Genomic DNA, 13,756 nt, shown 5'->3' on the forward strand with positions numbered 1-13,756 from the left:
AAGCGATGCAAACAGCCGAGGTGACGCGCGTGAAATCGCCACCCGAGACTCCACTTCTCGATACGGTCGGCATTCCCGCCGATCTCAAACGCCTTTCCGAGGATGCGCTTCCTCAGCTTGCTGACGAGCTGCGCGCCGAACTGATCGACGTGGTCTCCAGGACCGGCGGGCACCTGGGCGCAGGGCTCGGCGTGGTCGAGCTGACCGTGGCGCTGCACTATGTGTTCGACACGCCCGATGACCGGCTGATCTGGGATGTGGGCCATCAGGCCTATCCGCACAAGATCATCACCGGGCGCCGTGACCGCATCCGCACGCTGCGGCAGGAGGGCGGGCTCTACGGTTTCACCAAGCGCTCGGAGAGCGAATACGATCCGTTCGGAACCGCGCATTCCTCCACCTCCATCTCCGCCGGTCTCGGCATGGCCGTCGCCCATGAGCTGGCGGGCGAAAAGCGCAATGTGATCGCGGTGATCGGTGATGGCGCTATGTCGGCGGGCATGGCCTATGAGGCGATGAACAATGCCGGCGCGCTCGACGCCCGGCTAATCGTCATCCTCAACGACAACGACATGTCGATTGCGCCGCCGCAGGGCGCGATGAGCGCCTATCTGGCGCGGCTGGCCTCCGGGCGGGCCTATCAGGGCGTGCGCGATTTCGGCAAGAAACTCACCTCCTATCTGGGCGAGGGCGTCGATCGCGCGATCACCCGGGCGGTGGAGCATGCGCGCGGCTATGTGACCGGCGGCACGCTGTTTGAGGAGATGGGGTTCTTCCATATCGGTCCCATCGACGGGCACAATCTCAAACACCTCATCCCGGTGCTGAAGAATGTGCGCGACAATGGCACGGGGCCGGTGCTCATCCATGTGGTGACGAAGAAGGGCAAGGGCTACCCGCCCGCCGAAGCCGCCGCCGACAAATATCATGGCGTCAACAAGTTCGACGTCATCACCGGCGCGCAGGCCAAGGCGCCCGCCAACGCGCCGAGCTACACCAAGGTTTTCGCCCAGTCGCTCATTCAGGAAGCGCGCGAGGACGACCGGATCGTCACCGTCACGGCGGCGATGCCGTCCGGCACCGGGCTCGACCTGTTTGAGCAGGAGTTTCCCGAACGCACTTTTGATGTGGGCATTGCCGAGCAGCATGCGGTGACCTTTGCCGCCGGGCTGGCGACGGAGGGGCTGCGCCCGTTCGCGGCGATCTACTCGACCTTTCTCCAGCGCGCCTATGACCAGGTGGTGCATGATGTGGCGCTGCAAAACCTGCCGGTGCGCTTCGCCATTGACCGCGCTGGCTTTGTGGGGGCGGATGGCGCCACCCATTGCGGCGCGTTCGACATCACCTATCTGGCCAGCCTGCCGAATTTCGTCGTCATGGCGGCGGCGGACGAAGCGGAGTTGCGCCACATGGTGCGCACCGCCGTGGAACATGATCAGGGCCCCATCGCCTTCCGCTATCCGCGTGGCAATGGCATTGGCGTCGAGATGCCAGAGCGCGGCGAGGTGCTGGAACTGGGCAAGGGGCGCATCATGCGCGAGGGCTCCAAGGTGGCGCTTCTTTCGCTGGGTGGCCGGCTTGAAGACTGCATGAAGGCGGCGGACGAGCTGGACGCGGCCGGTCTTTCAACGACCGTGGCCGACGCCCGCTTTGCCAAGCCGCTGGACACGGAGATGATTCGCCGGCTGGCGCAGGAGCACGAGGTTCTCATCACCATCGAGGAAGGCTCCATCGGCGGTTTCGGTTCGCATGTGCTCAATTTCCTGGCGCATGAAGGTCTGCTCGAAAGCGGTGTGAAAGTGCGGCCCATGGCCATGCCAGACCGCTTTATCGGGCACGCCAAGCCGGAGCGCATGGTGGAGGATGCGGGCCTTGATGCCCCGGCCATCGTGCGCACCGTGTTTGCCGCTCTAGGCCAACAGGTGGAGAGCGCTGCGCGCGCCTGAAAACGGCGGGTTTTGGTTGGCAGGCGCGCCGCAGGCGGGTAAAGCACCCCAAATGCGCAATTCCAGCAGGACCCTCCGATGAGGCTCGACCAGTTTCTCGTAGAGCGAGGATTTTTCGACAGCCGCGCCCGCGCGCGCGATGCGATCCTGCGCGGCACGGTGATGGTGGACGGGAAGCCTGCGAAAAAGCCGGGCCAGACGGTCGCGCCAACCGTCGAGATCGGGGTCGATGATCCGGCGAGCGCCTATGTATCGCGCGCGGCGTTAAAACTCCTGCGTGGCCTCGAGGTCTTCGGTTTCGATCCGAAAGGGGCCGAGGCGCTCGATATCGGCGCGTCGACCGGCGGTTTCACGCAGGTGCTTCTGGAGCGCGGCGCGGCCCATGTCACGGCCATCGATGTGGGCAGCGGGCAGATGGATGCCCGGATCGAGGGCGATCCGCGTGTCACGTCGCGCGAGGGCGTGAATGCAAGGCATCTGACGGCGGAAGACCTGAATGGCCGCGCGCCGGATTTTCTGGTGTCGGATGTGAGCTTCATTTCGCTGAAACTTGCCCTGCCGCCGGCACTCGCTCTGGCAGCGCCGGGCGCGTACGGTGTCTTTCTGGTCAAGCCGCAGTTCGAGGCGGGGCGGGAAGCCATCGGCAAGGGCGGCCTGTTGCGTGATCCGGCGCGGGCCGATGAAATAGCGGCGGATCTGGAGAATTGGCTGGGGACGAACGCCGGCTGGCAGGCCGTGGGGCTTGCACCGTCGCCCATAGAGGGCGGAGACGGAAACCGTGAATTTCTTTTGGCCGGGCGCAGGAGCCGATGAGCGAAACTCTGACGATTGATCATCTGGGTGCACAGGGCGATGGCGTGGCGGTCACGAAGTCCGGGCCCGTCTATGTGCCGTTTGCGCTGCCGGGCGAAGTGGTGGAAGCCGAAGTGCACAAGGGGCGGGCCAGCAGGGTGAAGCTCCAGCAGGCCGCACCGGAACGCGCCGAACCCGTGTGCCGTCATTTCGCCGATTGTGGCGGCTGCGCGGTGCAGCATCTGGAACAGGAAGCCTATCGCGCCTGGAAGCGCGACAAGGTGGAGCGCGCGCTGCAGGCGCGCGGCATCGATGTGGCGGTGGAGCCGCTTGACGCGTGTCCGCCGCAGACGCGCCGCCGCGTGACCTTCACCGCACGGCGTCTGGGCTCCGATATCCTGCTCGGCTTCAACGCCGCGCAGACGCACCGCATCGTCGTGATCGAGGAATGCCCGGTCGCCACGCCCGGCATCACGAGGGCGCTGGATGATTTGCGGGATCTGGCAAAGGCCATCGCCGCAACGCCAAAACCGTTCCACATGACGGTGACCGAGACGGTGTCCGGCCTCGACATCGCGGTTGTGGGCGCAGGAAAGCTTGGTGAAAAGCAGCGCCGGGCCGTGGTGGACATGGCGCTCTCAAAACAGGTTTCGCGGCTGTCCGCCGATGGCGAGATCATCGTGGAAGGCAACAAGCCGGCCGTGCTCTTCGGCGGTGTGCCGGTGGCCATTCCGCCGGCCGGCTTTCTGCAGGCGACCGCCGAGGCGGAAAACGCGATGGCCGCACTCGTGGCGGGGCATCTGGAAGGCTGCAAGCATGTTGCCGACCTCTTTGCCGGCAGCGGCACGTTTGCGCTGCGGCTTGCGCAGAAGGCGCGGGTCTACGCTGCCGAGGGCGATGCTGGCGCGCTTGCCGCACTCGACAATGCCGCACGGCAATGGCCGTCGCTCAAGCCGGTGAAGGCGGAAAAGCGCGATCTCTTCCACCGTCCGCTTCTCGTCAAGGAACTGGCGAATTTCGACGGGCTGGTTTTCGATCCTCCCCGCGCGGGTGCGGAGTTCCAGTGCCGGCAGCTTGCCCGCTCGACCGTGCGGCGCATTGCGGCGGTGTCGTGCAATCCGGGCACGCTGGCGCGGGATCTGGCGATCCTCGTGGAGGGGGGCTATCGCGTCACCAGCGTCACGCCCATCGACCAGTTCCTCTGGTCGCCGCATGTGGAAGCGGTGGCGCTTCTGGAAAAGAAGCCGCAGCGGCGGTAAGGCGTTTTCGCCTGACCGCGAAATGTGCTGATCAGCCCTTCAGGAGCATGTCGACATAGGAAGGCACCACGCGGCTTGCCGGTCCGTGGATCGCCTCGTCGAAATCATCGAACGTGTCGGAGGGCTCGAGATTGAGCTCGATCGTGTGCGCGCCGGAGCGGCCGGCTTCCTGAACGAACTGGGCAGCCGGATAGACATTGCCCGACGTGCCGATGGACATGAAGAGATCGGCGGCGCGAAGCGCAGTGTAGATGCGTTCCATCTGATAGGGCATTTCGCCGAACCAGACGACATCCGGGCGCATATGGCCGACCGCGCCGCAGGCGGGGCAGGGCGTCTCCACCGACATGTCGCCCTGCCAGGCAGTGCGTACCCCGCAATCGGCGCATAACGCGCTCAGATGTTCGCCATGCATGTGGATCAGGTTTGTGGAGCCTGCCCGCTCATGCAGATCATCGATGTTCTGTGTGACGAGAAGCACTTCGCCTTTGAACTCGCGTTCCAGCCGGGCGAGCGCGCGGTGCGCATCGTTGGGCTCAAGCTCGGCAATCCTGCGCCGGCGCATATTGTAGAAATCATGCACCAGAACCGGATTGGCGGCGAAGCCCTCGGGCGTTGCCACGTCGCGATAGTCGATCTTCGACCACAGACCGTTCCTGTCGCGGAACGTGTCCACGCCGGATTCGGCGGAAATGCCTGCGCCGGTCAGTATGACGATGCGCTCGAACATGATCAGGTCTGCGTGCCGCCCACGGTCATCTGGTCCATACGCAGATGCGGCTGGCCGACGCCCACGGGCACGCCCTGTCCGGCCTTGCCGCACATGCCGATGCCATTGTCGAGGCTCATGTCGTTGCCGACCATGGAAACGCGGTGCATGGCGTCCGGGCCATTGCCGATCAGCATGGCGCCCTTCACCGGCTGGGTCACCTTGCCGTCTTCGATCATGTAGGCCTCGGTGCAGCCGAACACGAACTTGCCGGATGTGATGTCCACCTGACCACCGCCGAAGGAAACGGCGTAGATGCCTTTTTTCACAGAGGCGATGATTTCCTCGGGCGTCTTGTCGCCGCTGGTCATGTAGGTGTTGGTCATGCGCGGCATGGGCTCATGCGCATAAGATTCGCGCCGGCCATTGCCGGTGGCCGCCATGCCCATGAGGCGGGCGTTCTGGCGGTCCTGCATGTAGCCGACCAGCTTGCCGTCCTCGATCAGCACGTTGCGTCCGGTGGGCGTGCCTTCATCGTCGATGGTGAGGGAGCCGCGCCGTTCCGAAATCGTGCCGTCATCCACCACGGTCACGCCACGGGCGGCAACCTGCTCGCCCAGAAGCCCGGCGAAAGCGGAGGTTTTCTTGCGGTTGAAGTCGCCTTCGAGCCCGTGGCCAACGGCCTCGTGCAGCATCACGCCCGGCCAGCCATTGGCGAGCACGATGTCGAACGTGCCGGCAGGCGAGGGGACGGCCTCAAGATTGACGAGCGCCTGACGCAGCGCCTCGCTGGCGGCGAACTGCCAGGAATCTTCTGCAAGGAATTCGCCAAAGCTCTTGCGTCCGCCCATGCCGTAGGAGCCGGTCTCCTGCCGGTCGCCATCGCCGACCATGACAGACACATTGACCCGGACGAGGGGGCGGACATCGCGGGCGATCTGGCCGTCGGCGCGCAGAATTTCCACATGCTGCCAGGAGGCGGCAAGCGAGGCAGAGACCTGGCGCACGCGCGGATCCTTTGCCCGCAACCAGCCGTCGATTTCCTGCAAAAGCTTCGCTTTTTCCTCGAAACCGGGCGAAACGATCGGATTTTCGTCACCGTAAAGCCGCTGATTCGTCCCGGCGGGGGCGGCGGCCAGTTTTCCGGAATAACCGTCCTTGACGGTGGAAACGGCATCGGCGGCGCGGCGCAGGGCCGCTTCCGACAATTCGCTCGAATGCGCGTAGCCCGAAGCCTCGCCGGCGACGGCCCGCAGGCCAAAGCCCTGATCAGTGTTGAAATTGGCGGTTTTCAGCCTACCATCATCGAAGACGAGCGCTTCTCCTTCCCGGTATTCGAGAAAGAGTTCCCCGTCATCCGCGCCGCGGATCGTGTCGGAAACGAGAGATTTGAGTCGTTCGGCCGAGCAGTCGAACGCATCAAGCAGCGATTTGGCGGTCATGAACAATATCCTGTCGAAACTCTCTTCCATTTAGGGAAGAGAGCGCGTGCAATCCAGTGGTGATCCGGCAGCGGTTCAGACAGGCGGTCGTGAGATTACTTCGGCAGGGCGTCGAAACCGGCGGCAAAACCGTTCAGATCGACGGGAATGCCAATGCCTTCCTCCGGCGTCTGGAAGACGATGAAGGTGGCCGACTGACCGGACTTGAAGGTCTCGACGAGCTGATCCTCGAGGATGACCTCGGCGTAGCAGCCGTCCTGGAAGCAGCGCACGAAATAGGCCCGGCCGATGTCCTTGCCGTCCACATTGAGGCCAAGCCCGTTGGGAAGGAGGACGCCAAGCGGCGCAAGAACGCGCAGGATTTCCGCCTTTCCGTCGGCGGTGCGCAGAACAACGACCGAAAGCCCCATCTCGGGACGATCTTCGGCAACCACGTTCTGCATCATGGCGCACTGCTCGCTGGAAGCGCCGGCCGGCGTGTCGCAGAGGATAGACCACGCGCCATGGGTGGACCGCACCGTTCCGCTTTGCTGGGCCTGAGCGCCCAGTACGGGAAAGACGGTCATCGCGAGCGCTGCCGCGGCGCATTTGAGGAAGGACATACTCATTGTTCCTGGCTCCCGTACGAATCAGGACAATTTATCCTGCGTTTGCAGTTGGCGAAAAGGGACTGTGTCAGCAAAGATTGGGATAACCTGTTTATGCGGGGACAAAGAAAACAATTGCGTATGATTCCGACGGAAATGGGACGCTTGGACGCTTTGTGGTATTGCACTTTGATGAAGGACGGCGCTATGAGCCTGCCGATGGGGGTGCAAAAATGCCGCACGTGGCATTTCGCGCCCGCCTTGCGGTTCAAATAAGAGTATGTTTTGAACGCGCCTATAAAAAGCCAGAATTCCCTTTGCGGCAAAATCGAACGGTCGGTTTTGCCGTGTCGCCACGGGAGATGACGAGGGTTATGAAGAATATCGCTGTTGGCCTTGCCACTCTGCCGTTTCTCGCCACGGGCGCCGTTGCTGCGCAACCCGAGCCCTGGCAGATGCGCTTTCAACCCGCCGCCACCGGCATCATGCGGGAGATCACCTGGTTCGAGGAATACACTCTGTGGTTCATCGTGCCGATCACCATCCTTGTCACGCTGCTGCTGGCCTGGTGCATTGTGCGTTTCCGCGCAAAAGCCAATCCGACGCCGTCGCGGACCAGCCACAACACGCTGATCGAGGTCGTCTGGACCGTCGGCCCCGTGATCGTGCTCCTGTTCCTCGCGGTCCCGTCCTTCCAGCTTCTGACGGCGCAGTACACGCCCAAAGAAGAGCCGGCCATCACCATCAAGGCGACCGGCGTCCAGTGGTACTGGGATTACGAATACCAGCTCGAAGAGCCGCTTTCCTTCAGCTCGCTGATGCTGAAAGAAGACGAGCGCGCTTCGGCAGGCAAGGAAGACAAGGCGGAATATCCGCGTCTTCTGGCAGTCGACAATGAGATCGTCGTTCCGGTGGACACCACCGTTCGCGTTCTCGTGACGGCCAGCGACGTGATCCACGCCTTCGCCATGCCGGCCTTTGGCGTCAAGGTCGATGCGGTTCCCGGCCGTATCAACGAGACCTGGTTCAAGGCTGAAAAAGAAGGCCTTTATTACGGTCAGTGTTCCGAGCTTTGCGGCAAGGACCATGCCTACATGCCGATCGCCATCCGCGTCGTGGCGCAAGACCAATATGACACCTGGGTTGCAGCAGCAGGCGAGGATCTCGCCGGCGCCAATAAGGCGCTGATGGCTGCAGTCGAGGGCAATACGAAAGTTGCGTCTGCAGGCGAATGAGCCGGCAGACGTCCAGAGAGGAAATGGAGCGGTAGGAAATGGCAGGCGCTACAACCCAAGACGCCCATGGCGAACACAAGCCAACCGGATGGACCCGGTGGGTTTACTCCACCAACCACAAGGACATCGGTACGCTCTACCTGATCTTCGCCATCTTCGCAGGCGTCGTCGGCGGCTTCCTGTCCGTTATGATGCGCTGGGAACTGGCTGAGCCGGGCATTCAGATCTTCCACGGTCTTGCCGCGATGGTCTACGGCTACGAAGGCGATGCAGCCATCGACGCCGGCAAGCACATGTACAATGTGTTCACCACCGCGCACGGCCTCGTCATGATCTTCTTCATGGTCATGCCGGCGCTGATCGGCGGCTTCGCCAACTGGATGATCCCGATCATGATCGGTGCGCCTGACATGGCGTTCCCGCGCATGAACAACATCTCGTTCTGGCTTCTGCCCCCGGCCTTCATTCTGTTGATGATGTCGCTCTTCGTTCAGGGCCCGGCCGGCGCTTACGGCACCGGTGGCGGCTGGACGATCTATCCGCCGCTTTCGACCTCCGGTCAGCCCGGACCGGCAATGGACCTCGCCATTCTGTCGATCCACATTGCCGGTGCTTCGTCGATCCTCGGTGCGATCAACTTCATCACCACGATCTTCAACATGCGCGCTCCGGGCATGACGCTGCACAAGATGCCGCTGTTTGCCTGGTCGGTGCTGATCACCGCCTTCCTGCTGCTCCTGTCGCTCCCGGTTCTGGCCGGCGGCATCACCATGCTTCTGACGGACCGCAACTTCGGCACGACCTTCTTCGCGCCTGAGGGCGGCGGCGACCCGATCCTGTTCCAGCACCTGTTCTGGTTCTTCGGTCACCCGGAAGTGTACATTCTGATCCTGCCCGGCTTCGGCATCGTCAGCCACATCGTGTCGACCTTCTCGAAGAAGCCGATCTTCGGTTACCTCGGCATGGCCTACGCCATGGTCGCCATCGGCGCAGTCGGCTTCATCGTGTGGGCACACCACATGTACACGACCGGCCTGTCGCTCGACACGCAGCGTTACTTCGTGTTCGCAACGATGGTCATCGCGGTGCCAACCGGCGTGAAGATCTTCTCGTGGGTTGCCACCATGTGGGGCGGCTCCATCGAGTTCCGCACGCCGATGATCTGGGCAATCGCCTTCATCTTCCTGTTCACCATCGGCGGCGTGACGGGCGTTCAGCTCGCCAATGCCGGTCTGGACCGGGCCATGCACGACACCTACTACGTGGTCGCACACTTCCATTACGTGCTGTCCATGGGCGCCGTGTTCGCGATCTTCGCGGCCTGGTACTACTGGTTCCCGAAGATGACCGGCTACATGTACAACTCGTTCATCGCCCGCATCCACTTCTGGATCACCTTCATTGGCGTGAACATCATCTTCTTCCCGCAGCACTTCCTGGGTCTGGCCGGCATGCCGCGCCGCTACATCGACTACCCGGATGCGTTCGCGGGCTGGAACCTGGTTTCCTCCTACGGCTCCTACATCTCTTTCGTGGGTGTCCTGGTGTTCCTGTACGGCGTGTTCGAGGCATTCGCCAAGAAGCGTCCGGCTGGCGCCAATCCGTGGGGCGAGGGCGCAACGACGCTCGAGTGGCAGCTTTCTTCGCCGCCGCCGTTCCACCAGTGGGAGCAGCTGCCGAAGATCCGCTGATCGCAGGCAGTTCGTAACGGGTAAAGGCTGCGCGGCCTTCCGCAGAGACGGGCCGCGCAGCCGAATTAATGAAACAAGGGCACGACATGGCGCTGGTTGACCAAGAGCAGATGGAAGACACGGCTTACCGCCTTTCCGAGGCGGCGCCGGGCGATTTCATTGCGCTGTTGAAGCCGCGCGTCATGTCCCTTGTGGTGTTCACCGCCTTTGTCGGCCTGGCCATGGCGCCGGGCGTTACCAACCCGCTGCTGGCCGTGATTTCCATCGCCGCAATCGCGGTTGGAGCCGGGGCATCTGGCGCGCTGAACATGTGGTACGACGCCGATATCGACGCCGTCATGGGGCGCACCGCGCGCCGCCCGGTTCCGGCCGGCCGCGTGACAGCAGGCGAGGCGCTTGGCTTCGGTCTGGTGCTCTCCGCGTTTTCGGTGGCCACGCTCGGCCTGATGGCCAACTGGACGGCAGCGGCGCTGCTGGCCTTCACGATTTTCTTCTATGCCGTGGTCTACACGATGTGGCTGAAGCGCTCGACGCCGCAGAACATCGTCATCGGTGGCGCTGCAGGCGCGCTGCCGCCGGTTGTAGGCTGGGCTGCCGTGACCGGTACGGTCAGCATGGAAAGCCTCGTGCTTTTCCTCATCATCTTCCTCTGGACGCCGCCGCATTTCTGGGCGCTGGCCCTGTTCAAGTCCGGTGACTATGAGCGGGCGGGCATTCCCATGCTGCCCAATGTTGCGGGACATGCGGCGACCAAGAAACAGATCTTTATTTACGCCCTGCTTCTGGCCGTGAGCGGTCTCCTGCCGGTGGTCGCCGGCTTTGCGACCCTCGTCTACGGGGTCGTGGCTGCCGTTCTGGGTGTGGGCTTTGTGTGGTATTCTTGGCAGGTGCTGCGGATGCCGGAGAGCGACACGGCCATGAAGCCCGCCAAGGCGCTGTTCGGCTACTCGCTCCTGTATCTTTTCGTGCTGTTTACGGCACTTCTGGTCGACCGGCTGCTTGTCAGCCTCGGCCTGGTTTTCTGAGGTGGCTTTGATGGACAAGGATTTCGTCAAACCGACCGAAGCTCAGCTTAAGGCGCGCCGCAAGCGCTCCGTCGCGCTTGCCATTGCGCTCGCTGCTTTCGTCGTCATCGTGTATATCGGCAGCCTGGCCAAGATCGGCCCCGGTCTGTTCGAGCGCGGCATGTAGGTGTGACATGAGCAGCGAAACCACAGACCGGGAAAAGAAGGCGGGCAACCGCAACCGCACGGCAGCGATCGTATGCTGCGCGGTCGTTGGCGGCATGGTGGGCATGGCCTACGCAGCCGTGCCGCTCTACCAGCTTTTCTGTCAGGTGACGGGCTACGGGGGCACGACGCAGCGCGTCGAGCAGTATTCCGACACCATTCTGGACCGGACGATCACGGTGCGTTTCGACGCAAACACCAATGGTGTGCCGTGGGAGTTCAAACCGGTGCAGCGCGACATCACGCTGCGTCTGGGCGAAACGAAGCAGATTTCCTACGTTTCGCGCAATCTGGCTGACTACCCCACCTGGGGCACGGCGACGTTCAATGTGTCGCCACCGCAGGCGGGCGCTTATTTCAACAAGGTTGAGTGCTTCTGCTTTACCGAACAGGAGTTGCAACCCGGCGAGTCCTATGACATGCCGGTCGTGTTCTTTGTCGACCCGGAGATCGTCAACGTGCCCGAACTTAAAGACCTTAAAACAATTACGCTTTCCTACACATTCTTCCCGCTTGAGAAGAAGGCGCCGGTCGTTGCCGCGCCCAAAACAAACACCAATCAGAACGAAAATCTCGGGGGCTGACATGGCCGACGCGCACGCAAAACATCATGACTATCACATCATCGATCCCAGCCCGTGGCCCTTCTTGGGTTCGCTGGGCGCCCTGGTCATGTCCATCGGCGGCATCGCCTGGATGAAGGCCCTGAACGGGACCGATTTCACGATCTTCGGCTTCGATCTCGCCGCAAGCAATTACTGGCTGTTCCTGATCGGCCTCTTCATCGTGCTCTTCACCATGTATTCGTGGTGGGCGGACACGATCCAGGAGGGCCGCGAGGGCCATCACACGCGTGTTGTGGCGCTTCACCTGCGCTACGGCATGATCATGTTCATCGCTTCGGAGCTGATGTTCTTCGTGGCATGGTTCTGGGCGTTCTTCGACGCCAGCCTGTTCCCGGGCGAGCTGGTACAGGAGACGCGCGCCGAATTCACCGGCGGAACCTGGCCGCCCGTCGGCGTCGAGGTTCTCGATCCCTTCCACCTGCCGCTGTACAACACGATCATTCTGCTGCTCTCCGGCACGACGGCGACCTGGGCGCACCACGCCCTGCTCGAGAATGACCGCAAGGGCCTGATCTGGGGTCTGGCGCTGACCGTTGCGCTCGGCGTTCTCTTCTCCGCCGTGCAGATCTACGAGTACATGCACGCACCGTTCGCTTTCGCCGATTCCATCTACGGCGCGACCTTCTACATGGCGACCGGCTTCCACGGCTTCCACGTGTTCATCGGCACGATCTTCCTGCTGGTGTGCCTGCTGCGCGCAATGGCCGGCGACTTCTCGCCCGAGCGCCACTTCGCTTTCGAGGCGGCTGCCTGGTACTGGCACTTCGTTGACGTTGTCTGGCTGTTCCTCTTCGTCTTCATCTATGTCTGGGCCTCTTCGGGCGCGACGATCGCACATATGTAATCCCGCCCAGTGGGGGAACATGGAAACGGCCGGGGAGACCCGGCCGTTTTCTTTTTTGGGGCGCAATTTGCCTGTAGCGGTGGAACCCTTCGCGCTGCGACAGGGCGAGGCGTCGACCCGACCGGGCCGACTGTGTTAAGCGGCTTTATCAAACGCCCATCCGCGATGGGGCGTGGCTGCAATCCGGATTGGATGTGAATGACGGTGCCTGAGAACAATGAGCGTGGCGACGAACCTGTCGTCGACAAGGCCATCTGGCCACCGGTCGATCCCGTGAGTGCGGGGCTTGGCGGACGGTGTCCGCGGTGCGGGGAAGGGCGGCTCTTCTCCGGCTTTCTGACCGTGGGGCGCGGGTGCCACAATTGCGGTCTGGATTACAGCTTTGCCGATGCCGGCGATGGACCGGCCGTGTTCGTCATTCTGATCATCGGCTTTCTCATCGTCGGGCTGGCGCTCTGGATGGAGGTTTCGCTCGGACCGTCGCTCTGGGTGCATTTCCTTCTGTGGATCCCGCTGGCGATCGTTCTGTGCCTGACGGCGCTGCGGCTCATGAAAGGGCTGCTGATCGCACTGCAATACCGCAACAAGGCTGCTCAGGGAGAGCTGGACCAGTAATGGCCGCATCGGAAACGACTGCATCCCGCCGGTCTGGCATGACCTGGCTTCTGCTTCTGCTGAGCCTTGTGGTGCTTGCCTGTCTTCTGGCGCTCGGCACCTGGCAGGTGCAACGGCTCTACTGGAAGGAAGCGCTGATCGCGCAGATCGAAGAGCGGATCAATGCTGATCCCGTCGATCTGGAGAGCATGGAGCGGATCTATGCCGAGAGCGGCGATGTGGAATACCGCCCGCTCCAGGTGGAGGGGGCGTTCCGGCACACGGGCGAGCGCCATTATTTTGCGACCTGGAAGGGGCAGTCGGGCTATTTCGTCCACACGCCGCTGAAGCTTGACGATGGCCGCTTCATCTTCGTCAATCGCGGGTTCGTTCCGTTCGACCGCAAGGACGCCGAGGCACGCGCCGAAGGGCAGGTGGTCGGCGGTGTGCGGGTTGCCGGACTGGCGCGCAACGGCATTGAGGAAAAGCCGTCCTTCATCGTTCCCGAGAATGACGAAGCCAAGAACATCTTCTACTGGAAGGATCTGAAGGCAATGGCGACAACGGCCGGGTTGCCCGAGGCCTCGCGCGTGCTGCCATTTTATATGGATGCCGATGATTCGCCCAATCCCGGCGGTCTGCCCGTGGGCGGCGTGACGCGCATCGACCTTCCCAACAGCCATCTGCAATATGCGATCACCTGGTACGGGCTGGCGGTGGCGCTTTGCGGGGTGCTGTCTGTCTGGTGGCGGAGAAATCGCCGGCGCTCTTGACATTGACCGCCTGACACCGCCAATTCCGG

Annotated in this window: 14 protein-coding genes; 11 read left to right on the forward strand and 3 right to left on the reverse strand. The window is 62.7% G+C overall.

Features of this window, described 5'->3' with window-relative positions:
* Positions 1 to 29: 29 nt before the first annotated feature.
* The 3 genes from dxs (at position 30) to DEJ54_RS10510 (ending at position 3,997) form a co-directional block, all read left to right on the forward strand.
* Complete coding sequence (dxs, locus tag DEJ54_RS10500; protein WP_113156214.1) at positions 30 to 1,946, forward strand: 1-deoxy-D-xylulose-5-phosphate synthase; 1,917 nt, start codon at positions 30 to 32, stop codon at positions 1,944 to 1,946.
* A 78-nt stretch (positions 1,947 to 2,024) separates the two neighbouring features.
* The gene (locus DEJ54_RS10505; RefSeq protein WP_113154520.1) at positions 2,025 to 2,759 is read left to right on the forward strand and encodes a TlyA family RNA methyltransferase; all 735 of its coding nucleotides are present in this window, start codon (positions 2,025 to 2,027) and stop codon (positions 2,757 to 2,759) included.
* A complete protein-coding gene (locus DEJ54_RS10510; protein WP_113154521.1) occupies positions 2,756 to 3,997 on the forward strand; it encodes a class I SAM-dependent RNA methyltransferase in 1,242 nt (413 codons plus the stop codon). The genes DEJ54_RS10505 and DEJ54_RS10510 overlap by 4 nt, the downstream gene beginning before the upstream one ends.
* Before the next feature lie 31 nt (positions 3,998 to 4,028).
* Here the strand turns inward: DEJ54_RS10510 and DEJ54_RS10515 are convergent, their stop codons facing one another.
* The 3 genes from DEJ54_RS10515 to DEJ54_RS10525 form a co-directional block, all read right to left on the reverse strand.
* On the reverse strand, positions 4,029 to 4,727 hold the full coding sequence (locus DEJ54_RS10515; RefSeq protein ID WP_371685875.1) for an NAD-dependent deacylase: 699 nt from the start codon (positions 4,725 to 4,727) through the stop codon (positions 4,029 to 4,031).
* A 2-nt stretch (positions 4,728 to 4,729) separates the two neighbouring features.
* Entirely contained in the window at positions 4,730 to 6,148 is a 1,419-nt protein-coding gene (gene tldD, locus DEJ54_RS10520; protein ID WP_113154522.1) for a metalloprotease TldD, read from the reverse strand.
* A gap of 95 nt (positions 6,149 to 6,243) precedes the next feature.
* Positions 6,244 to 6,714, reverse strand: coding sequence for an invasion associated locus B family protein (locus DEJ54_RS10525; protein ID WP_224873325.1), 471 nt, complete (start codon positions 6,712 to 6,714; stop codon positions 6,244 to 6,246).
* A 395-nt stretch (positions 6,715 to 7,109) separates the two neighbouring features.
* Here DEJ54_RS10525 and coxB point away from each other — a divergent pair, with 395 nt between their 5' ends.
* The 8 genes from coxB to DEJ54_RS10565 all read left to right on the forward strand — a co-directional run bounded on the left by coxB (position 7,110) and on the right by DEJ54_RS10565 (position 13,727).
* Positions 7,110 to 7,970 carry a cytochrome c oxidase subunit II gene (coxB, locus tag DEJ54_RS10535; RefSeq protein ID WP_162742254.1) on the forward strand — a complete coding sequence of 287 codons (861 nt, stop codon included), beginning with the start codon at positions 7,110 to 7,112 and terminating at the stop codon, positions 7,968 to 7,970.
* A gap of 38 nt (positions 7,971 to 8,008) precedes the next feature.
* Positions 8,009 to 9,661, forward strand: a complete 1,653-nt coding sequence (gene ctaD / locus DEJ54_RS10540; protein ID WP_113154526.1) for a cytochrome c oxidase subunit I — start codon at positions 8,009 to 8,011, stop codon at positions 9,659 to 9,661.
* A gap of 86 nt (positions 9,662 to 9,747) precedes the next feature.
* Positions 9,748 to 10,686, forward strand: a complete 939-nt coding sequence (locus tag DEJ54_RS10545; RefSeq protein ID WP_113154527.1) for a heme o synthase — start codon at positions 9,748 to 9,750, stop codon at positions 10,684 to 10,686.
* A 10-nt stretch (positions 10,687 to 10,696) separates the two neighbouring features.
* Positions 10,697 to 10,852 (forward strand): hypothetical protein, encoded by a 156-nt coding sequence (locus tag DEJ54_RS23355; RefSeq protein ID WP_204360791.1) that lies wholly within the window; start codon positions 10,697 to 10,699, stop codon positions 10,850 to 10,852.
* Positions 10,853 to 10,859: 7 nt separating this feature from the next.
* On the forward strand, positions 10,860 to 11,474 hold the full coding sequence (locus DEJ54_RS10550) for a cytochrome c oxidase assembly protein (protein ID WP_113154528.1): 615 nt from the start codon (positions 10,860 to 10,862) through the stop codon (positions 11,472 to 11,474).
* 1 nt (position 11,475) lies between these two features.
* Positions 11,476 to 12,360, forward strand: coding sequence for a cytochrome c oxidase subunit 3 (locus DEJ54_RS10555; protein ID WP_113154529.1), 885 nt, complete (start codon positions 11,476 to 11,478; stop codon positions 12,358 to 12,360).
* Positions 12,361 to 12,558: 198 nt separating this feature from the next.
* The gene (locus tag DEJ54_RS10560; protein ID WP_113154530.1) at positions 12,559 to 12,975 is read left to right on the forward strand and encodes a DUF983 domain-containing protein; all 417 of its coding nucleotides are present in this window, start codon (positions 12,559 to 12,561) and stop codon (positions 12,973 to 12,975) included.
* A 38-nt stretch (positions 12,976 to 13,013) separates the two neighbouring features.
* On the forward strand, positions 13,014 to 13,727 hold the full coding sequence (locus tag DEJ54_RS10565) for an SURF1 family protein (protein WP_245447494.1): 714 nt from the start codon (positions 13,014 to 13,016) through the stop codon (positions 13,725 to 13,727).
* The last annotated feature ends 29 nt before the right edge of the window (positions 13,728 to 13,756 follow it).

Source organism: Nitratireductor sp. OM-1 (genome assembly GCF_003296175.1).
Classification (GTDB): domain Bacteria; phylum Pseudomonadota; class Alphaproteobacteria; order Rhizobiales; family Rhizobiaceae; genus Nitratireductor; species Nitratireductor aquimarinus.

What these genes read in the sequence shown, in the direction of transcription:
- DEJ54_RS10505 (WP_113154520.1), top strand. Translation starts at nt 2,025, where the DNA reads ATGAGGCTCGACCAGTTTCTCGTAGAGCGAGGATTTTTCGACAGCCGC.
- DEJ54_RS10510 (WP_113154521.1), top strand. Translation starts at nt 2,756, where the DNA reads ATGAGCGAAACTCTGACGATTGATCATCTGGGTGCACAGGGCGATGGC.
- DEJ54_RS10515 (WP_371685875.1), bottom strand. Translation starts at nt 4,727, where the DNA reads ATGTTCGAGCGCATCGTCATACTGACCGGCGCAGGCATTTCCGCCGAA.
- tldD (WP_113154522.1), bottom strand. Translation starts at nt 6,148, where the DNA reads ATGACCGCCAAATCGCTGCTTGATGCGTTCGACTGCTCGGCCGAACGA.
- DEJ54_RS10525 (WP_224873325.1), bottom strand. Translation starts at nt 6,714, where the DNA reads ATGACCGTCTTTCCCGTACTGGGCGCTCAGGCCCAGCAAAGCGGAACG.
- coxB (WP_162742254.1), top strand. Translation starts at nt 7,110, where the DNA reads ATGAAGAATATCGCTGTTGGCCTTGCCACTCTGCCGTTTCTCGCCACG.
- ctaD (WP_113154526.1), top strand. Translation starts at nt 8,009, where the DNA reads ATGGCAGGCGCTACAACCCAAGACGCCCATGGCGAACACAAGCCAACC.
- DEJ54_RS10545 (WP_113154527.1), top strand. Translation starts at nt 9,748, where the DNA reads ATGGCGCTGGTTGACCAAGAGCAGATGGAAGACACGGCTTACCGCCTT.
- DEJ54_RS23355 (WP_204360791.1), top strand. Translation starts at nt 10,697, where the DNA reads ATGGACAAGGATTTCGTCAAACCGACCGAAGCTCAGCTTAAGGCGCGC.
- DEJ54_RS10550 (WP_113154528.1), top strand. Translation starts at nt 10,860, where the DNA reads ATGAGCAGCGAAACCACAGACCGGGAAAAGAAGGCGGGCAACCGCAAC.
- DEJ54_RS10555 (WP_113154529.1), top strand. Translation starts at nt 11,476, where the DNA reads ATGGCCGACGCGCACGCAAAACATCATGACTATCACATCATCGATCCC.
- DEJ54_RS10560 (WP_113154530.1), top strand. Translation starts at nt 12,559, where the DNA reads ATGACGGTGCCTGAGAACAATGAGCGTGGCGACGAACCTGTCGTCGAC.
- DEJ54_RS10565 (WP_245447494.1), top strand. Translation starts at nt 13,014, where the DNA reads ATGACCTGGCTTCTGCTTCTGCTGAGCCTTGTGGTGCTTGCCTGTCTT.